Source organism: Flagellimonas sp. CMM7 (assembly GCF_021390195.1).
Lineage (GTDB): Bacteria > Bacteroidota > Bacteroidia > Flavobacteriales > Flavobacteriaceae > Flagellimonas.
In genome coordinates, this window is record NZ_CP090003.1 from 557,022 (window position 1) to 577,488 (window position 20,467).

The window sequence follows — 20,467 nt, forward strand, 5'->3', positions numbered from 1 at the left end:
ATCCATAGAGAAAAAAATACATAAAATGACAGCTAGTAAAAAAAAGCCAATTCTTTACAAATACTTCGCTCTTACTTTTATAATTTCTTGGAGTCTTTGGTCTCCCTTTTATTTCTCACAAGAAATTAGCGAATTTTGGGTATTGCCAGGGGCCTGGGGTCCAACTATTGCGGCTCTAATCCTAACCTACCTTAATCGCGGTAAAGCAGGTATTGCAGAACTATTAAGAAAACTTCTTAAATGGAAAGCATCTTTTAAATACTATATTTTTTCCATTTTTGGTGTCTTACTGATTGGTATTATTACAGTATTAATCCATAAAACAACTGGCGGAGAATTCCCTGATTCCAAGATTGTTTTAGAGGGTATGGGCTTATCAGAAGGACAAATAGGTTTGGCTATAATGTTGTCACCCATTTTCTTTTTAATTAACACCCTTTTAGGTGGGCCAATAGCCGAAGAATTGGGATGGAGAGGTTATGCACAGGAAATGATGCAGAGAAAATTCACTCCCAATATTTCCGGTCTACTTATTGGTTTTTTGTGGAGTATTTGGCATCTGCCATTGATAGTATTCCTTCCCAAGGCAGTTGGCCATATGCCAGTTTTGGCCTATATACCATTAATGACCGCTATGGGAGTGATTTTTTCGTGGCTATACAACAGGACTAAGGGAAGTGTTCTATTCGCAATATTACTTCATGGCGGGATGAACTTTACCCATGGTTTTCTTGGATCGAATGCTTTAAGTGACAGTAATTTTCTCATGATTCAAGTGACGCTTATAGTTGTTGTGGCAATACTATTATCTCAATGGAATAAAACAAAGTTCAGTAGTGGTCAAAAAAAAACTATCACAGGAAGTATTGCTGAGATTTAATTGTTTTCATGATAGGAAATCCATAGTTTGTGAAATAATTGAAAGGCATATGTGATCCGTCAGCGTCGGCAAGACTCTTTAGTCTATCGTGTTTAGAAGTATTTTTTGATACTTGTTTTTCAAGTTTTTGGTTATGATAAACCATTGGTTTAGTTAATTTTAGTTGTAATTACTGATCACACAATTTTGTGGTCAGCAATTACTGTTTTTAAAAAATTATAGCCAAAGAATGACTTGTTTACACAAAACATTTCCAACTAAAAAAATAGAAAAAGACATTTTTATCTTAATTCTGATAATTATCATGTTTTCCCAATAGCAGTGACGTTATTTTTGAACTGTGAAAAATATCGCAATCATACTGTTCTCACTGTCTATATTGGCCAAACCCCTATACCCTATTGCCGAGTACATTGTAAACTATGATTACATTGTAAACAATCTTTGTGAAAACAAAGATAAACCTGTGCTGAATTGCGATGGGAAATGTTATCTCTCCAAATTGATTGCCAAAGAATCCAAGGAAAGTGAAAAAAACCCTTTCGGAGAAAAACAATCCCAAACCGAAGTTCAACATATTTTCTACTACAAATTGTCTTCCCAAATTGATTTTGTAGGAGATTTGTCCCAAAGCTCAAAAGACAATTTCAAAATTGTACCATTATTGATTTCAACTCCATTTGTTTCAGAGATTTCTGAACCGCCAGAAGTGTCTTAATTCAACTTTTTGTACTTGCTTTTTCTATTTGGATGATTTTCTCATCCGAGGAGCGCTAGTACCCTTCACCTTTTGAATTAGTTTAAAATACAATCTTATGAAAACCGAATATAGCATTGGGTTTCGCCATTCTATTATTGGTACCGTAAAAAACAAAAGCTTGGCCATTGCAGTTCTTTTGACCATGATGTTTCATGGACAAAGTACCGCCCAAGAACCAAAAGCAGACTTACTTATAGATTCCATACTGCCTGTACACCTAGAGGAGGTCATTGTAATTTCTTCTTACAACAAGACATTGGAACACAAGTCTCACCACAAGCCCTTATCAACTTTAGATGAGTATCTGGAATCCTCAAAAAAAGTGAACATGATTAAAAGAGGAGCATACGCATGGGAGCCGGTCCTCAATGATATGAGCTCAGAGCGCCTATCCGTAACTATTGATGGCATGCGCATTTTTGGGGCATGTACGGACAAAATGGACCCCATAACCTCTTATGTAGATGTTTCTAACCTTTCCGATGTCCATGTGGCATCTGGTCAACAGGGCGCGGAACAAGGAGCGACTATAGGGGGTGCTATTGATTTAAGGTTAGAGAAAAGCAACTTTACTCCCAAAGGATGGGTGGGTTCTATTGAGACCGGTGGCGAAACCAATAACGAAGCTCAAATTATAGGCGGCGAACTGAATTACTCCGATGAAGCCTTTTATGTTGACACTGATATTATTTATAGAAAGGCTGAAAATTATACAGCAGGCGGTGGTGAAGAGGTTGCATTCTCTCAATTTGAGAAATACAATATATCCGCAAATGCAGGCTACAAAGTCTCGGATGACCAACAAATATTGGCCAGTTTTATTTATGATGAAGCTAGGGATGTAGGCTACCCTGCCCTACCAATGGACGTCTCATTGGCAAGAGCATTTATTGGTTCCATAAGCTGGAAACAATCCAGCTTCATAGGTGATTTAAAAAACTGGGAAACCAAATTATATGCAAATTCCATAACGCATATTATGGATGATAGCCAAAGGCCAGATGTACCTATACGAATGGATATGCCTGGATGGAGTGATACGTACGGCTACTATTCCCAAGCAGAACTTACACTGAACCGCCATAAGTTTTTAATGAAAGTGGATGGTTTCTATAATCGTTCCTTAGCGGAAATGACCATGTATCCCAACAACCCCAATGAACGAGAAATGTTCATGTTAACTTGGCCAGACGTACGCACCATAAATTCTGGTTTTTATGCTGAGGACGAAATAAGCCTAAAAGAAAGTTCTTTAAAACTTTCAACAAGATTGGCAGTACAAGGTTTTAATGTGGCAGACGAATTTGGGCTTAATAGTCTTAGGATTTTTTATCCTGAGATGCGTCAAAGACAGACTCGCTTTCTAAAAAGTGTTTCTGCAGCTTATCATAAAAAATTCAAAACACTCCATATAAACGGTGGACTATCCTATGGTGATCGCGCACCTTCTGTTTCTGAAGGTTTTGGGTTTTATCTGTTCAACAGCTTTGACAATCATGATTATATAGGTGACCCAGACCTAAAAAATGAGAAGGCCATCGAAACCAATGTGAAGGTATCATTGCCCCTTAAAAAAATCAATATAGGACTTGAGGCCAATTACTTTCATACCATGGATTTTATCATTGGAGAGGTAAATCCAGATTTGAGTGTCATGACCATTGGCGCCCAGGGGGTCAAAGTTTATAGGAACTTGGAGTATGCTAACCTATACAACATTTCTTTGGACACCAAATATGAAGTTACCCCAGAATTCCTTTGGACAGGACTAATATCCTACCATAGAGGAACTGACCAAGATGGGCGAAATCTGCCCTTTATAAGTCCAATTGCCTATAACTCGATGGTGCAATACACTACTGGAAGTTTTTCTGGTTCTCTGACGATGCGCGGAGCAGCAGACCAAGTAAATTTCAATCCAATTTTTGGGGAAGATCGCAGCAATGCCTACACGGTTTTTTCAATGGCATTGGGCAAATCGTTCCCTGTAAATAATGATACTGTTTATGTAAAGGCAGGAGTTGAAAATATTTTTGACGAATTCTATTCCACCTATACAGATTGGAACAATATACCGCGTATGGGGCGCAATTTTTTTATGACCGTTTCTTATGCAATCAATTAAAATCAAAAACAATAATCATACTTTAAATTATAATAGAAATGAAAACAATTAAATATTTCTTTGTCGCACTAATGCTTTCAATGGCTTTTAGCTCATGTTCAGATAATAATAATGATGATTCAATTATAATATCAGAAAATCCGTTGGAAGATTTTAACATGTTAACCAGTTTTAAGGCCAACAATCATAGTGTTGAGATTTATTCTGAACAACAACAGTTTTCCGTAGGGTATAACGAACTCTTCTTCCGAATTAAGGACGATGTTTCTGATAGCTATATCACAAATGCCGATGTTTCTTGGAAACCCATAATGCACATGACCTCAATGATGCACTCTTGTCCAAATTCCGCAGTATCAAAAACCAAAGATGGCTCAGTTTATACAGGTTATACTGTATTTCAGATGCCTGGAAATGCTGATGAGTATTGGGAGCTTACCATAGAATATACAGTTGAAGGACAAACTTACAATGCAACAGAACGTATAGAAGTCAATGCCCCCGCAGATGGTAAAAAGACAGTAAACGTATTCATGGGAAGTGATGATACAAGATATGTTTTGGCCATGATGCCCATGACTCCAGAAGTTGCGGTCAATGATTTTTCGGCCATGCTCTTCAAAATGGAAAACATGATGTCATTCCCAGCTGTGGAAAATTACAAAGTGCATATTGATCCAAGAATGCCTGGCATGGGCAACCATAGTTCACCAAATAATGAAGACCTCACCTTTGACACATCTTCAAATACATACATGGGAAAATTGTCATTAACCATGACTGGGTACTGGAAAATAAACCTGAAAGTAGAAAATGAAACTGAAGAGATTTTAAAAGGTGAAGATATTACAGAAGAAAATGAAAGCAGTAGTCTGTTTTTTGAGATAGAGTTTTAAAATATAGTTCCGTTTTATTGTTTGTTTTAAAAAGGCCATCCCACAAAGGATGGTCTTTTTGCATGCAAAATCAAAGTGGTAGAAAAGACTTTCCCATCTTGATATCCTTTACTAAATCTCCAACAGTATTTTGCTCTAAATTCTTTACAAAATTAACTTTGGTATTGCCAACAAGATCATGCATTGGACATGGGTGTTCTGCATCACAGTCCTGCAAACTAAGCATACAAGAGGTGAGTCTATTGTCACCATCTATCACTTGTATAATCTTCATTAAAGGGGTATTAATGTTCTCATCTGAAAGATAAAATCCACCTCCTGGCCCTTTAACAGAAGAAACTATGTTGTGTCTTGAAAGCTCTTGAAGCACTTTGGATAGATAGGCTTTTGGAATATTGGTCGGTCCACTGATATCCTTTGCCAAAATTTTCTGATGCCCAGAAGAATTTACTGCTAGATACAAGACTGCCTTTAAAGCGTATTTAGAAGAATTGGATATCATTTTTAATGCTTTTAAAATAAATATAAAGATTAAAAGACATTTTTATCCTTTGTATGATAATTATCATGTTATAAGGAATCTACCCTATCTATTTTTGAACATTTAATAAAAATACCTTGTATGAAAATCAATATCTTATTATCAGCACTAATGTTTTTACTACTTGTTGGATGTGGCGGCAAAGAAGAAAAAAAGAAAGAGGGTTTTAGCGTAGATCGCACAAAAACCACGGAAAAACCAGTGGAAACATCTGCTGCAACAGATGAAGTTCCAGCGTCACAACGCATCACTTTAGATGAAAAAGGAGTGGGACAAATAAAATCCATCACCCTAGACCCAGAGATTGATATGGAAATGGCAAGTGCTGGAGAAACCATCTACAATACAAACTGTACTGCCTGCCACAAATTGGACAAAAGATTTATTGGGCCATCTCCAAGAGGTATTATGGAAAGAAGAAGCCCAGAGTGGATCATGAATATGATTCTTGACCCTAAACTGATGACTGAACAAGATCGCTGTGCTAAAGATTTATTGATTGAATTTAATGGTGCCGCTATGGCCAATCAAAATTTGACCGTAGAGGAAACCCGCTCCATACTAGAATACTTTAGAACCTTATAAACTGATTCATATGAAAGCAATTTTCCAACTTAAATTTTTGATTTATCCACTACTCTTAATATTCTTTGTAGTTGGATGTAAAAACGAGCCAAAAACAGATAACTCCTCAGTTTCAGAGACAACAAACGATACTGAAGCGAACAAAGAAAAAGGTCAAGCCTTTATTGAAGACGATGGGTCAACACCCAATGTATTGCAAATAGCCATTGGTTCACCAGACCACACTACCCTGGTAGCCGCTGTACAGGCTGCAAATCTAGAAAATGCACTTGTAAATGCAGGACCACTTATGGTTTTTGCTCCAACCAATGCTGCATTTGATGCTTTGCCAGCAGGCACAGTTGAAAATTTATTAAAACCAGAAAACAAAGATGCTTTGGCCAATATCCTTAAACATCATGTTACTGCCGGCAATTACTCCAAGGATTTTCTTAAAAGGTTTAAAAAATTAGGCCAAGCCAATGATCAGAACACCATTGTAGAAGTAAAAGGTGAAGATGTGTACGTAGGAGGTGCCAAAATTATAGCCAGTGTCCTCGCAGGAAACGGAATCGTGCATGTAGTGGACAAGGTGATTCTTCCTCCATCAGAATAAGTCAAAACCAAAATAAAAACAAACAATAAATAGTAAAAAATGAAAAAGTACAAACATTATGTATTCGCACTTCTGGGAGTGAGTTTATTGCTAGCCGGATGCGGCAACCAGAATGGTGAAAGCTCTTCAAATGGGGCGCTATCTTCCAGTGCGGCAGAAAAAGTATATGTGGCTCCAGGAGAGCAAGATGAATATTATGCATTCTTATCTGGGGGTTATAGTGGAAACCTTACCGTGTATGGACTACCTTCTGGCAGAATGTTCAAGGAAATCCCTGTCTTTTCTCAATTTCCAACCTCCGGGTATGGGTATTCTGAAGAAACCAAGCCCATGTTGAATACTTCCTTCGGATTTGTACCTTGGGACGATGCTCACCACCCGGATATTTCTCAAACAAATGGGGAATTGGATGGTAGATGGGTTTTTATCAATGGTAACAATACTCCTCGAATTGCTCGAATAAGTCTTAGCACTTTTGAAACGGAAGAAATTATTGAAGTTCCAAATAGTGCTGGTAACCATAGTTCTTCCTTTATCACAGAAAACACAGAATATGTAGTTGCCGGAACACGTTTTTCAGTACCAGTTCCACAACGGGATATGCCTATTAATGAGTATAAGGGCAACTTTAAAGGCGCCCTATCATTTATCAGTGTTGCACCAGATAACGGAAGATTAAATCTTGAGTTCCAGCTATTGATGCCTGGATTCAACTATGATCTTTCACACCCTGGTAGAGGAAAATCACACGGATGGTTCTTCTTTACTACATACAACACGGAAGAGGCGAATTCATTAATGGAGGTTAATTCTTCTCAAAACGATAAAGATTTTATCGCTGCCATCAATTGGAAAAAAATAGAAGAATATGTAAAGAATGGCGGAGGAACCAAAATACCTGCCAATTATGCGCATAATGTATATGACGATCATAATCATACCGGCACTTCTACCATGAAAAAAGAAGTGTTGACTGTAGACCCAACCAAAGTACCCGGTGCCGTTTTCTTTTTACCCACTCCAAAATCACCTCATGGATGTGATGTGGATCCTACAGGTCAATACATAATTGGAAATGGAAAACTGTCTGCAGATTTAACAGTGCATTCTTTTGATAAAATGATAGCCGCTATTGAAGGTGAGAAATTTGATGGTGAAGCTTATGGTATTCCAATTCTTAAGTTTGAAGATGTATTGGCGGGAACGGTAAAAAGTGGTGGCTTAGGCCCCCTACATACTGAATTTGATGGTAAAGGAAATGCATATACCACCTTCTTCATTTCATCAGAAGTTGTGAAGTGGAAATTGGATACTTGGGAAGTTATAGACCGTAAACCTACCTTCTATTCTGTTGGTCATATCATGATTCCGGGAGGAAATTCAAGAAAACCATTTGGAAAGTATGCAGTAGCGATGAATAAAATCACCAAGGATCGTTATTTACCTACCGGACCAGAAATGGAGCACTCCGCGCAGATTTATGATATCTCTGGAGAAAAAATGGAATTGATCTATGATTTCCCAACACATGGTGAGCCTCATTATGCTGCCGGTTGTCCTGCAGAACTATTGGCTCCAAAATCTAAGAAAATCTATAGATTGACTGATAATAAGCATGAATTTGCTACTATTAGTCCTAATGATGCACGTGTAGAACGGAATGGCAAAGAGGTTCATATCTACATGTCCACTATTCGTAGTCACTTTACTCCAGATAATATTGAAGGTATAAAGGTTGGTGATAAGGTATATTTCCATATTACTAACCATGAACAAGATTTTGATGTACCGCACGGTTTCTCCATAATAGGTCAGAATACATCGGAACTACTGGTTATGCCAGGTCAAACTAAGACATCTATTTGGGAACCTAAAAAAGTGGGTGTATGGCCATTTTACTGTACAGATTTCTGTTCAGCGCTACACCAAGAAATGCAAGGTTATGTAAGGGTATCCCCTGCTAACTCTGATATTGAGCTCTCATGGTCTTTAGGTGAGTAAGCAATTATAGATTTATTTTTTTCAAGCTTGAAGCGGGCAGTGCTATAAAGTCTGCCCGCTTTTTTACAAATGAGAACAATCAATCAAAACTAAATTCTATTTGTAAATGATTTAAAGTTTTAAAAGATGAAAAAAGCAAGTATCCTTATGATAATAGGCCCTTTGTTTCTTTTAGGGTTGTACGCTTTTCCTTTGTGGAACATTATGTTGGGTGCCCCTCAATATCCAGAACCCTTAGGAATGAATATCCATATTGATGGGATTCGTGATGTAAATGAGTTCGATTTACAAAACATAGATGGTCTTAACCACTACATAGGCATGCGAAAATTGCCAAAACCAGAAGAAATGTGGGAGTTTAGTGCCTTTCCCATTGTCATTGGAGGAATGGTGATTTTAGGTTTGGTCATTGGTATACTGGGATTTTTTAAGAAAGTTGGCTATCAGTGGTTCATGGGCTGGTTTGTGCTGATGTCCATTTTGGGAGTTCTAGGCATGTATGATTTTAATGCATGGATGGTGGATTACGGAACCAATCTAGACCCCAATGCCATTATGAAACTTTCTAACCCAGATGGTACACCAATGAGCTACAAACCACCTTTATTTGGACATGCAAAAATGTTGAATTTTGATGTTACCTCCTTACCATCAACAGGGGCATGGATGATGTTTACAGGCATGATGCTCATTCTGGCTGCCTTCTTTTTGGGTTGGAAAACTCGCAAATCCAAAGAAATAGAAAAACCTTAAATCACAGCAAACCAATGAAACAGTATTTTATCGTTTTCGGTTTTACATTAATGCTTTTAGCATCTTCCTGTACTATTGGACCAAAACCCATAAACTATGGTAGTGATGGGTGCCATTTTTGTAAAATGACCATTGTGGATAAACAACATGCCGCAGAATTTGTAACAAAAAAAGGGAAGGTATTTAAGTTTGATGCTGCTGAATGCATGATGAACCATTTAAGCGAAATTGATGAAACAACTGTTTCTCTGTTTCTGGTCAATGATTATAATACCCCTGGTGAGCTTATTGATGCTACTAAAGCCACTTATCTAATAAGTAAAAATATACCCAGCCCAATGGGCGAGTATTTAACGGCATTTGAAATCAAAGAAATAGCGGAGAAAGCACAAGCCGATAATGAAGGTGAACTTTTTACTTGGGAGGAATTAGGCAATAGGTTTAAAATTAAAACGGGTAAATAAATAGTTTTAGAATGAAAGAGGTTATCAAAAATTTACAAATGAACGATTGCCTTGAACTACTTGGTGAAAACTATATAGGACGTTTAGGCTTTATAGCACGTTCAAGTCCTTATATAACACCTATAACTTATTTTCATGATGCGGAAGAGAAAAGCATACTGAGCTATTCAACAGAGGGACATAAAATAGATGCAATGCGGAAATTTCCGTCCGTCTCTTTACAAGTTGATGAAATTAGTACAATACAAAACTGGAAGTCTGTGATAATACATGGAAAATTTGAAGAGTTACATGGAAGCACTGCAAAAAAATACCTTCGTAAGTTCTCTCTTGGGGTTCAAGAAACAATAGCCAACAAAGTCCATGAAAGTCCTAAATTTATTAGTGATTTTTCAAGCAGGTTAAGTGAACGAAAGTTGCCGATAGTTTACAGAATAAATATAAATGATATATCAGGAAAGTATAGAGCGTAGTTAAGAAGATGACTTTTGTCCGCCAACTATTCTTACTTAATCCAAAAACATAGAAATGTACACCGTTAAAGACACTATAAGAAACCAAGAATTTAACAAGCTTAAAGTTGAGAAACTTGCAAAAACAAATACGTTGGAAATATTAAGTATTAGTTTGGAAAAAGATGTAATCTTCCCAGAACACATCTCCCCTACTGATGCGCAATTAATAGTATTGGAGGGGAACATAGATTTTCATATCCAAGGTGAAACTTTTCAAATAACAGAACAGCAGGATTTTAGTTTTCCAAAAGAAATAGCACATTGGGTCAAAGCAAATGAAAATTCAAAATTTTTGATTATCAGATAATGAAATACCTAAACGGATTGTTGGTTATCATATTTCTATTTTCGGGGCATTGTCTTTCCGCAAAAACCATTTCCATTTGCTCCTCTTGTAAAATAAAATCCATTAAAGAGGGAATTAAAATTGCTGATGAATTCGATACCCTTTTGATCAAAAAAGGAACATACAAAGAATTCAATATTCTTATAGACAAACCCTTGACATTGCTAGGTGAAAAATTTCCGGTAATTGATGGAGAAGATCAAGGTGAAATCATTAGAATTGTTTCTGACAATGTCACAATTGATGGACTCTTTATCATAAACGTGGGAACAAGCTACACTTCTGATTATGCTGCTATTCGGGTTGTGAAGAGTGAAAACTTCCTAATTCAAAATGTAGTGCTGGAAAAACTGTTTTTTGGTATCTACTTGGAAAAATCGAACAATGGAAAAGTATACCATAACAAAATAATTGGTGATGCCATTGATGAGTATAATTCAGGCAACGGAATTCAGCTTTGGTATTCAAAAAATGTAGAGGTAGATCGCAATATTGTTCAAGGAGTGCGTGACGGTATTTATTTGGAGTTTTCAGACAACATTACCATCAATAACAATATTAGCACCAACAATCTTAGGTATGGGCTTCATTTTATGTTCTCAGATGATGACACCTACACCAACAACACCTTTGAGAATAACGGCGCCGGAGTCGCAGTCATGTTTTCAAAAAGAATAAAAATGATTGGCAATACCTTTAGGAAAAATTGGGGCACTGCCGCTTTTGGAATGTTGTTGAAAGAGATTAACGATGCAGAAATATACGGGAATACCTTTGAGGAAAACACTATAGGCATTAATATAGAAGGTTCCAATAGAATCAATTATAAAAACAACAATTTTATTAAAAACGGCTGGGCGATCAAAGTATTGGGAGCTTGCTATACCAATACTTTTGCTAAAAATAATTTTTTATACAACTCTTTTGATATTTCATATAATAGCAAACTCAACGATAATGTATTTAATCAAAATTACTGGAGCAACTATACCGGTTATGACTTAGATAAAAATGGAATCGGGGATGTACCTTACAGACCTGTAAAGTTGTTCTCTTATATTGTTAATAGAACACCGGAAACTATTGTACTACTACGTAGTCTGTTCATGGATATTATTGATTTCTCTGAAAAAGTTTCACCTGTTTTTACTCCGGATAACCTTCTGGATGCAAATCCGCTAATGAAAAGAATAAAATGATTCAAGTAGAAAACTTACATAAAAAGTTTAGTAAGAATCAAGTCCTAACAGGGTTGGATTTAAATATTCAAAAGGGAGGCATTTTTGCTATTCTAGGGCCCAATGGCTCTGGAAAGACAACACTAATAAAGATTATTTTGGGTATGGTCATAGCCGATAAAGGAACTGTTTCAGTCTTTGAAAAATCCGTTAAAAACAAATGGAAATATCGTCAAGAAATAGAATACCTACCTCAGATTGCAAACTTCCCCGGTAATCTAAGAGTTAAGGAACTTATTAGAATGATAAAGGATCTGCGCCAACAAACCAGTGAAGAAAAGCTGCTAATTGAACTGTTTGGCATAGAACCTTTTCTTGATAAAAAATTGGCCACACTTTCAGGTGGTACAAAACAAAAGGTAAACATTGTCTTAGCTTTTATGTTTGATAGTCCTTTAATAATTCTTGATGAGCCTACCACAGGTTTAGACCCTGCTGCTTTAATTAGTTTGAAAGAACTCATTCAGAAAGAAAAACAAAAAGGTAAAACCATTCTTGTTACCAGCCATATTATGCAATTTGTAGAAGAGATTGCGGATGAAATTGTTTACCTACTGGAAGGTAAGATTTATTTTAAGGGAAGAATTTCGGAACTTATGGAAAAGACATCTCAAACTGATTTTGAACATGCCATAGCGGCCATAGCAACTAAGATGACCAATGCTTAAAATTCTAAAATATAGTTTTTACGATTTAATGCGGAGCCGCTGGAGCTATGTATATTTCCTATTTTACCTAGCGCTAGGTTTTGTGCTTCTGTTCTTAAACAATGATGTTTCCAAGGCTGTGATAACACTCATGAATGTAATTATCGTACTAGTACCTTTAATTGGGACCATCTTTGGAGTCATGTACTATTACGATTCCAAAGAATTTACAGAACTCTTATTGGCTCAACCTATTAAGCGTTCATCTATTTTTCTTGGACAATATCTTGGTGTTGCAGGTTCTCTGACCCTAAGTCTTGTCTTAGGGTTAGGTATTCCTTTTCTTCTTTACGGCCTCTTTAGGAGTAACGTTATTTTCGATTTTTCACTCTTACTGATTACCGGAGCATTCTTAACGCTCATATTTACAGCCTTAGCTTTTAATATTGCCTTGTCAAACGAAAACAAAATAAAAGGTTTTGGGTACGCTGTATTGGCATGGTTGTTTTTAGCCGTAGTTTATGATGGCTTGTTTTTAATGTCACTTATTATATTTGAAGAATACCCACTTGATTCATTTTCATTGGCGGCTACTATGCTTAATCCCATTGACCTTTCAAGAACATTAATTCTCTTAAAATTGGACATATCTGCACTGTTAGGCTATACAGGTGCCGTCTTCAAACAATTTTTTGGTACAAATACCGGTTTGATCATTTCTATTCTCATGCTTTTATTGTGGACAGTACTACCTATTAGTAGGTTAGCATACAAAGCAAAAAGAAAGGATTTCTAATATCACATTTTGGTCTAACGGCCTCCTCTATGTGTTAATACGGAGAGTTAAAGATTTAACACTATAAAATCTTCAAAAGGAATAGTTGAAAAGTACATTAGTTTGACGAATTCCTCTCTTTTCTTGTCATTTGTTTATGTTTTATCACCAAATAGCTAAAAAACAATAAACGCTCTTACAATATTTCATATTTTGCTAGTATAATTAGATAACCAATGCAAATAATTGAATCTTCCCAAGTCTACGATGTCATTATAGTAGGTTCAGGGGCTGGTGGGGGAATGGCCACCAAAATATTGTCAGAAGCAGGCTTAAAGGTTGCTGTTGTAGAAGCTGGACCATTTTTTGATCCAGCAGACCCAGAGCAAATGACCCAAATGAAATGGCCCTATGAGTCACCTAGACGAGGTGCAAACACGGTTAGACCGTTTGGTGATTTTGATTCTGCCTATGGTGGTTGGGAGATTGAAGGAGAACCATACACCAATGAGGAGGGCAGTGATTTTAGTTGGTTTCGCTCAAGAATGCTCGGTGGAAGAACCAATCATTGGGGAAGAATTTCGCTTCGTTTTGGTCCCAAAGATTTTAAACGAAAAGACCAAGATGGCCTAGGTGATAATTGGCCAATTGGTTATGAAGATGTAAAACCATATTACGATAAAGTGGATAAACTAATTGGTGTATTTGGCACCAATGAAGGTTTACCCAATGATCCTGACGGCTTTTTTCTACCCCCTCCAAAACCAAGGCTTCATGAACTTTTTTATATAAAGGGAGCTAGAAAATCCAATATTCCGGTCTTTCCGTCAAGAATGTCCATGCTCACTAAAAAAATTAATAACGATAGGGGTGTATGCTTTTATTGTGGTCAATGCTCAAGGGCTTGCCAGGTATATGCAGATTTTTCTGCGGGGACTTGCTTAATATTTCCAGCCCAAAAAAATGGAGGTCAAATAGACCTTTTTGTAAATTGTATGGTAAGGGAAGTAACCACGGATGAAGAAGGAAAAGCTACTGGAGTCTCCTACATCAACAAAGAAGATAGAAAAGAATATAAACTAAAAGGTAAAGTAGTGGTTTTGGCAGCTTCTGCCTGTAGTTCTGCCAGAATATTGCTTAACTCAAAAAGTAAGCAACATCCTAATGGTCTTGGTAATAGCAGCGATGTTGTGGGTAAATATCTTCATGATTCTACGGGAGCTGGTAGAGCGGCATTTGTTCCTGATTTAATGAATAGAGAAATCTACAACGAAGATGGCGTTGGTGGTATGCACGTTTATACCCCCTGGTGGTTAGACAACAAAAAACTGGATTTCCCAAGAGGATATCATATTGAAATTTGGGGCGGCATGGGAATGCCGAGTTATGGTTTTGGTTTCAATCCTAATCTCTTCAACCAATTCTTTAATCTAAAAGTTGGAGGATATGGAAATAGCTTGCGTAAGGACGTAAAAAAATATTATGGCTCCGTACTTGGTTTTTCAGGTAGAGGGGAATCTATCCCTCAGGAAAACAATTATTGTGAAATTGATAACACCACGGTGGATGAATTTGGGATTCCGGTACTAAAGTTCAATTATCAATGGACAGATCACGAAGTGAAGCAGGTAAAACATATGCATGATACTTTTGAAGAAATTTTCCATAATATAGGTGCCACACCATTGGACGATAAACCTGGAAAGGAACAAGACTATGGTATACTAGCTCCAGGAAAGATTATTCATGAGGTGGGAACAACCCGTATGGGAGACAACAACAAGACTTCGGTTGTAAACAAATATCAACAACTACATGATGCTAAAAATGTTTTTATAGTGGATGCAGGTCCCTTTGTCTCACAAGCGGACAAAAACCCAACTTGGACAATTTTGGCGCTCTCATGGCGAACTTCGGACTATATTGTAGAACAACTCAAACAGCAAAACATCTAGGCAATGGATAGAAGAAAAAGTTTAAAATCAATTTTACTTGGTGGAGTGGCCAGCGGATTGGCTGTTCATGGTTGTAATCCAAAGCCCACAGAGACTGTGGATGAACTTGTATCTGCGGAAAAACATATTTATGGCAGAACTCCAAAGGAGAAAAAGTTAGATGAAGAATTACATGCAAAGGATTTTTTCAATGAACATGAAATGAGTACTATAAGTGTTCTTTGTAATTTAATCTTGCCTCCTAATGAAGATTATGGCAGCACAACGGATGCAGAAGTTCCGGATCTTATTGAATTCATGGCCAAAGATATTCCAGAGCTGCAAACTCCCTTACGCGGTGGTCTTATGTGGCTTGATCATAAATGCAATACAGATTTCAACCAAATGTTTAAATCCGCATCTGAAGAACAGCAAAAATCTATTCTAGATACAATTGCCTATCCAGATGTAGCCATACCTGAAGAAGAACATCCACTAGAAATCCAGTTTTTTTCCTTGATGCGCAATTTGACCTTAACCGGATATTACACCTCAAAAATGGGTATTGAAGAGCTAGGTTATAAAGGAAACATGCCCAATGTTTGGAATGGTGTTCCAGAAGAGGTACTGGCACAGCACAATGTAGCTTATGACGATGATTGGCTAGCAAAATGTGTAGACCAAAGCAAGAGAGGCACAATAGCGGAATGGGATGAAAAAGGAAATTTATTGACTTAGTTATGCCCTATTAAAATCGAGAAGATTGAATGACACTAATTTCTCAAGTTCGAAAAAGCAATCTAGCTTGGTTTGGAACATAAATTTTACCGATATTTGTTTTAGAATTTACCATCCTTTTTTAGGTACTAAAAGTTAAGTCCAAGACTTAACTTTATTTATTTTCAATCCTAAAACTTGCCCACGTGGTGGAATTGGTAGACACGCTACCTTGAGGGGGTAGTGTTCGAAAGGACGTGCTGGTTCGACTCCAGTCGTGGGCACAAAACCGCATTTAATTGCGGTTTTTTTGTTTGACCTTGTTTTTACAAAAACTTATGGACCAACCAATCAAAGTCATCAACATTACATAAACTCTTCTAAATTTTATAGGTATAAATTAGGCTAGCTACATTAAAATTGTAAATTTGTTTAACGTTTATATTCAAAAGATGAACAATGTAAAGAAGTCCTTCAGTATTCGCGATATGGAAAACCTTTCTGGTATTAAGGCTCATACCATTAGAATTTGGGAAAAAAGATATAATTTGTTTACACCTGAAAGGACTACCACGAACATAAGGACTTACAGTTTGGGCAGTTTGCAAAAGTTACTAAACATCACTTTACTCTACAACAGTGGTTATAAGATTTCCAAAATAGCCAAGCTAGAGGACTCCAACATACCTGTAATGGTTAGGGAAATTGTTTCTAACAACAGTGAAAAAAGTCATGCCATCAATGCTTTTAAGCTAGCTATGATCAATTTTGATCAAACATTGTTTCTAAACACATACAATAGTCTGTTATCAGAAAGGTCATTTAGAGATATCTTCAACGAGGTACTTATCCCATTACTGAATGAGCTTGGACTTCTGTGGCAGACAGACACTATAAGCCCTGCTCATGAACATTTTATCACCCACCTGATCAAGCAAAAAATATATATCAATACGGAGAAGCTTCAAATGGTTGAGCCTACCCAAAAAGATAAGGTATTTACGCTCTTTTTACCAGAAAACGAAATACATGAAATTGGGCTACTCTATCTTAACTATGAAATCACTTTAAGAGGATATAAATCTATTTACCTAGGCCAAACTATGCCTATAGAAAGTTTAGTAGATCTGCTCAAATACTATGATAACGTGCACTTTGTATCTTACTTTACGGTTTCACCAACAAAAGATGATTTGACTGCATATTTTGACAAATTTTCCAAGACTTTAAACATATCTGGTAATTCTAGACTTTTTGTCTTAGGACATCAAATACAATATGTTGCCAAAGAAGAACTTCCAACCTATGTAAAAACCTTTAATTCGATTGAACAACTCATGAACTCCCTCTAATCCACTTCTAACCTACTAAAATGAAAAATGCTATTATAATCGGTTCTGGTTTTTCCTCGCTCTCAGCCTCTTGCTACTTAGCTAAGGCGGGGTTCAATGTTACCGTTTTTGAAAAAAATGGTACTGTTGGAGGTAGAGCAAGACAATTCATTAAAGACGGATTTACTTTTGATATTGGCCCAAGCTGGTATTGGATGCCCGATATTTTTGATAAATTCTTTTCAGATTTTGGTAAGAAAACCTCAGATTACTATCAATTGGATAAATTGAGTCCTGCGTACAAGATTTTTTTTGATGATGACGTGATTACGATTGGAGATTGTATGGACAAAATATGTGAAGAATTTGAAAGGATTGAACCAGGAAGCGGAAAACATCTCAAGAACTTCATTGCTAAGGCACAGAAAAACTATGACATTGCCATTAACAAAGTGGTTTTACGTCCTGGCCTATCACCTTTAGAATTAGTTACCAAAGAAACGGTACTTAGAGTTGATCAATTCTTTAAGACAATAAGTCAAGAAGTTCGTAGGCGTTTTAAAAACCCAAAACTAATTTCAACACTAGAGTTTCCAGTGCTTTTTTTAGGTGCTAAACCCAGTAAAACTCCTTCCTTTTATAGCTTTATGAATTTTGCTGATTTTGGATTAGGGACTTGGCACCCAAAAGGAGGCATGTACGAAATCATAAAAGCCATGAAGAACCTGGCGGAAGAATTGGGAGTAAAGTTCTGCACAAATAGCACTGTGGATAAAATTCTTGTTTCTGATGGAAAAGCATCAGGAATAAGCACCAATGGTAAAAACTTTGAGGCAGACGTAGTAATTAGCGGTGCAGATTACCATCATTCCGAAACACTTTTGGATAACAACTATAGACAATACTCTGAGGCGTATTGGGATAAAAAGACTTATGCACCCTCTTCTCTCCTCTTCTACATAGGTTTTTCCAAAAAGCTAAAAAACATTGAGCACCACAATCTGTTTTTTGATACAGATTTTGAAAAACACGCTCAGGAAATCTATGATGACCCGCAATGGCCCAGCAATCCATTGTTCTATGCAAATTTTCCTTCAGTAACTGATTCTTCTATGGCTCCAGAAGGTTATGAAACTGGTTTTTTTCTGGTTCCAATAGCTCCAGACCTAGAAGATACACCACAATTAAGATCTCAATATTTTGATATTATTATAGATAGATTCGAAAAGCGTACAGGACAGGATGTGAAAAATTTCATTATCTTCAAAGAGAGTTTCTGTGTGAACGACTTTATTGAGCAATATAATTCTTATAAAGGCAACGCTTATGGCATGGCAAATACACTGCAGCAAACTGCTTTTTTAAGACCCAACCTCAAAAGTAGCAAAGTAAAAAATTTGTTTTTTACAGGTCAGTTGACTGTTCCAGGTCCCGGTGTTCCACCATCCTTAATCTCAGGAAAATTAGTATCTGACTTGATAACCAAAAAAAACTTAGCCAGATGAAAACTATTTTTGATAGCGTATCCTATAGCTGCAGTAAAATTGTAACGGAAACTTACAGTACTTCGTTCTCTTTGGCCACAAAAATGTTATCCACCTCTATACGAGCAGATATTTATAACATTTACGGGTTTGTGCGCTTTGCAGACGAGATTGTAGATACTTTCCATGATTACAACAAAAAAGAGCTCTTTAAGAATTTTGAAAAAGCAATGGAAGATGCCATTGCAAATAAAATCAGCTTAAACCCCATTCTCAATTCCTTTCAAAATACGTATCACAAATATGATATTCCGCATCATTTGATTGAAGCTTTTATGAAAAGTATGCGAATGGACCTCTCCAAGAAAAAGTATAACACTTTTGAAGAGTATCAAGAATACATTTATGGTTCTGCCGATGTGGTTGGCTTAATGTGTCTTTGCGTTTTCGTTAATGGGGATAAAGAAAAATATGAAGAGTTAAAAGTACCTGCAATGGCACTAGGTTCAGCTTTTCAAAAAGTGAATTTTCTACGTGATTTAAAAGCTGATTATGAAGTGCTTGAGCGTACCTATTTCCCCAATACAAATTTGATGGAGTTGGATGAAACCTCTAAAGAAAGAATTGTAGACGAAATAAAGGCTGATTTTTCTGTAGGTTATACTGGTATAGTAAAATTACCTGATGAAGCCAAATTTGGGGTCTACACTGCCTATAAATACTATAATAAGCTTCTTAAAAAGTTACAAAGCACACCACCCCTTGAAATAAAAAATACGCGAATTCGTGTTCCAAACTATCAAAAGTTCGGACTTTTGGCACAGTCTTATGTTAATTACAAACTACAACTCGTATAAATGAAAGTGGCACTTTGGATTCTTATCTTTTTCGGAACTTTTTCCATAATGGAGTTTATGGCCTGGTTTACCCATAAATATGTAATGCACGGTTTTTTATGGAGTCTTCACAAAGATCATCATAAAAAAGACCATGATTCATGGTTTGAAAGAAACGATGCATTCTTCATTTTTTATGCAATTGTAAGTATGATATGCTTTTACCTAGGAGCGGAAACCAATTTTTGGTATGGTTGGCCTCTCGGTTTTGGTATTTTAGCCTATGGTATTGCCTATTTCTTTGTTCATGACATTTTTATACATCAACGCTTTAAAATGTTTAGAAATGCCAATAACTGGTATGCAAGAGGAGTAAGAAGGGCGCATAAAATACACCATAAACATATAGGTAAGGAAAAAGGAGAATGTTTTGGGATGCTGTTTGTTCCTTTCAAATACTTTAAAAAGACCTAGAGAGTACTTTGTTCCAGTAAAAGCTCATCCAACACATTTCTTATGTTTGCAGAATTCCAGTCTGCCACACCTTTCTCAGCAACCACCAGTTGCCCAGATTTACTTAAAATATAAGTAGCAGGTATACTCTTGGACACCAGTAACTTGGGTGTTTTGGATGCTTCAAAATAGACGGGCAATTGATAGTTTTTCTTTTCAAGGAAAGAGGTCACTTTATTTTTTTTGTCATTGGCAACAAAAGCAAAAACCACCTTGTCTTTATAATCTTCATGCAATGCCACTAAGCTAGGAAGTTCAGCAACACATGGCGGGCACCAAGTAGCCCAAAGGTTTACAACAACTACTTTTCCTCTACTTGATTCAAAATCAAATCTATTTCCATTCAAATCAACAAGGTCCCAATCATAATTTTTGAGCGTTTTCCTTTCCTCAACACTAACAACAGAAGCGCTGGTAGAGAAGAGTTTACCCACAAAAACACGAAGATGAAAACCTACCGGAGTAAATAAAATGAGGATAATGGCCAATATCCAAATACCGTTAGCTATCTGATTTTTAGAAATTTTCATT

The 20,467-nt window shown here is 36.6% G+C and carries 22 protein-coding genes and 1 tRNA gene; 21 read left to right on the forward strand and 2 right to left on the reverse strand.

Annotated elements, in window-relative coordinates; all coding sequences use genetic code 11:
- The first annotated feature begins 25 nt into the window (after positions 1 to 25).
- From LV704_RS02575 to LV704_RS02590, 4 genes are all read left to right on the forward strand, one after another.
- Positions 26 to 880: a CPBP family intramembrane glutamic endopeptidase gene (locus LV704_RS02575; RefSeq protein WP_163423969.1), complete on the forward strand. Its 855-nt coding sequence runs from the start codon at positions 26 to 28 to the stop codon at positions 878 to 880.
- A 340-nt stretch (positions 881 to 1,220) separates the two neighbouring features.
- A complete protein-coding gene (locus LV704_RS02580) occupies positions 1,221 to 1,598 on the forward strand; it encodes a hypothetical protein (protein WP_163423968.1) in 378 nt (125 codons plus the stop codon).
- A 97-nt stretch (positions 1,599 to 1,695) separates the two neighbouring features.
- Complete coding sequence (locus LV704_RS02585) at positions 1,696 to 3,765, forward strand: TonB-dependent receptor plug domain-containing protein (protein WP_233782126.1); 2,070 nt, start codon at positions 1,696 to 1,698, stop codon at positions 3,763 to 3,765.
- A 38-nt stretch (positions 3,766 to 3,803) separates the two neighbouring features.
- Entirely contained in the window at positions 3,804 to 4,661 is an 858-nt protein-coding gene (locus LV704_RS02590; RefSeq protein WP_163423967.1) for a hypothetical protein, read from the forward strand.
- A 70-nt stretch (positions 4,662 to 4,731) separates the two neighbouring features.
- Here the strand turns inward: LV704_RS02590 and LV704_RS02595 are convergent, their stop codons facing one another.
- Positions 4,732 to 5,163: an Rrf2 family transcriptional regulator gene (locus LV704_RS02595; protein ID WP_163423966.1), complete on the reverse strand. Its 432-nt coding sequence runs from the start codon at positions 5,161 to 5,163 to the stop codon at positions 4,732 to 4,734.
- 120 nt (positions 5,164 to 5,283) lie between these two features.
- Between LV704_RS02595 and LV704_RS02600 the strand changes: the two genes are divergently transcribed.
- The 17 genes from LV704_RS02600 to LV704_RS02680 all read left to right on the forward strand — a co-directional run bounded on the left by LV704_RS02600 (position 5,284) and on the right by LV704_RS02680 (position 19,897).
- Positions 5,284 to 5,787 (forward strand): cytochrome c, encoded by a 504-nt coding sequence (locus LV704_RS02600; RefSeq protein WP_163423965.1) that lies wholly within the window; start codon positions 5,284 to 5,286, stop codon positions 5,785 to 5,787.
- Positions 5,788 to 5,797: 10 nt separating this feature from the next.
- Positions 5,798 to 6,382, forward strand: a complete 585-nt coding sequence (locus tag LV704_RS02605; protein WP_163423964.1) for a fasciclin domain-containing protein — start codon at positions 5,798 to 5,800, stop codon at positions 6,380 to 6,382.
- Between the two features lie 39 nt (positions 6,383 to 6,421).
- Positions 6,422 to 8,383: a Sec-dependent nitrous-oxide reductase gene (nosZ, locus tag LV704_RS02610; protein ID WP_163423963.1), complete on the forward strand. Its 1,962-nt coding sequence runs from the start codon at positions 6,422 to 6,424 to the stop codon at positions 8,381 to 8,383.
- Positions 8,384 to 8,509: 126 nt separating this feature from the next.
- Positions 8,510 to 9,136, forward strand: coding sequence for an LPXTG cell wall anchor domain-containing protein (locus tag LV704_RS02615; RefSeq protein WP_163423962.1), 627 nt, complete (start codon positions 8,510 to 8,512; stop codon positions 9,134 to 9,136).
- Positions 9,137 to 9,150: 14 nt separating this feature from the next.
- Positions 9,151 to 9,600: a nitrous oxide reductase accessory protein NosL gene (locus LV704_RS02620; RefSeq protein WP_163423961.1), complete on the forward strand. Its 450-nt coding sequence runs from the start codon at positions 9,151 to 9,153 to the stop codon at positions 9,598 to 9,600.
- Positions 9,601 to 9,611: 11 nt separating this feature from the next.
- On the forward strand, positions 9,612 to 10,073 hold the full coding sequence (locus tag LV704_RS02625; RefSeq protein WP_163423960.1) for a pyridoxamine 5'-phosphate oxidase family protein: 462 nt from the start codon (positions 9,612 to 9,614) through the stop codon (positions 10,071 to 10,073).
- Between the two features lie 55 nt (positions 10,074 to 10,128).
- Positions 10,129 to 10,422: a hypothetical protein gene (locus LV704_RS02630; protein WP_163423959.1), complete on the forward strand. Its 294-nt coding sequence runs from the start codon at positions 10,129 to 10,131 to the stop codon at positions 10,420 to 10,422.
- Positions 10,422 to 11,660 carry a nitrous oxide reductase family maturation protein NosD gene (locus tag LV704_RS02635; RefSeq protein WP_163423958.1) on the forward strand — a complete coding sequence of 413 codons (1,239 nt, stop codon included), beginning with the start codon at positions 10,422 to 10,424 and terminating at the stop codon, positions 11,658 to 11,660. Before LV704_RS02630 ends, LV704_RS02635 begins: the two co-directional genes overlap by 1 nt.
- Positions 11,657 to 12,367, forward strand: coding sequence for an ABC transporter ATP-binding protein (locus LV704_RS02640; RefSeq protein WP_163423957.1), 711 nt, complete (start codon positions 11,657 to 11,659; stop codon positions 12,365 to 12,367). Before LV704_RS02635 ends, LV704_RS02640 begins: the two co-directional genes overlap by 4 nt.
- Entirely contained in the window at positions 12,360 to 13,142 is a 783-nt protein-coding gene (locus LV704_RS02645; protein WP_163423956.1) for an ABC transporter permease, read from the forward strand. The genes LV704_RS02640 and LV704_RS02645 overlap by 8 nt, the downstream gene beginning before the upstream one ends.
- A 215-nt stretch (positions 13,143 to 13,357) precedes the next feature.
- Positions 13,358 to 15,076, forward strand: coding sequence for a GMC family oxidoreductase (locus LV704_RS02650; protein ID WP_163423955.1), 1,719 nt, complete (start codon positions 13,358 to 13,360; stop codon positions 15,074 to 15,076).
- Positions 15,077 to 15,079: 3 nt separating this feature from the next.
- Positions 15,080 to 15,793, forward strand: coding sequence for a gluconate 2-dehydrogenase subunit 3 family protein (locus LV704_RS02655; RefSeq protein WP_163423954.1), 714 nt, complete (start codon positions 15,080 to 15,082; stop codon positions 15,791 to 15,793).
- Between the two features lie 179 nt (positions 15,794 to 15,972).
- A tRNA-Leu gene (locus LV704_RS02660) sits at positions 15,973 to 16,056 on the forward strand.
- A gap of 168 nt (positions 16,057 to 16,224) precedes the next feature.
- Positions 16,225 to 17,124: a B12-binding domain-containing protein gene (locus LV704_RS02665; RefSeq protein ID WP_163423953.1), complete on the forward strand. Its 900-nt coding sequence runs from the start codon at positions 16,225 to 16,227 to the stop codon at positions 17,122 to 17,124.
- 20 nt (positions 17,125 to 17,144) lie between these two features.
- The gene (locus LV704_RS02670; protein ID WP_163423952.1) at positions 17,145 to 18,608 is read left to right on the forward strand and encodes an NAD(P)/FAD-dependent oxidoreductase; all 1,464 of its coding nucleotides are present in this window, start codon (positions 17,145 to 17,147) and stop codon (positions 18,606 to 18,608) included.
- Complete coding sequence (locus LV704_RS02675; protein WP_163423951.1) at positions 18,605 to 19,444, forward strand: phytoene/squalene synthase family protein; 840 nt, start codon at positions 18,605 to 18,607, stop codon at positions 19,442 to 19,444. Before LV704_RS02670 ends, LV704_RS02675 begins: the two co-directional genes overlap by 4 nt.
- A complete protein-coding gene (locus LV704_RS02680) occupies positions 19,445 to 19,897 on the forward strand; it encodes a sterol desaturase family protein (protein WP_163423950.1) in 453 nt (150 codons plus the stop codon).
- Here LV704_RS02680 and LV704_RS02685 read toward each other — a convergent pair.
- On the reverse strand, positions 19,894 to 20,466 hold the full coding sequence (locus LV704_RS02685; protein WP_163423949.1) for a TlpA disulfide reductase family protein: 573 nt from the start codon (positions 20,464 to 20,466) through the stop codon (positions 19,894 to 19,896). The genes LV704_RS02680 and LV704_RS02685 overlap by 4 nt on opposite strands.
- Between the last annotated feature and the right edge of the window lies 1 nt (position 20,467).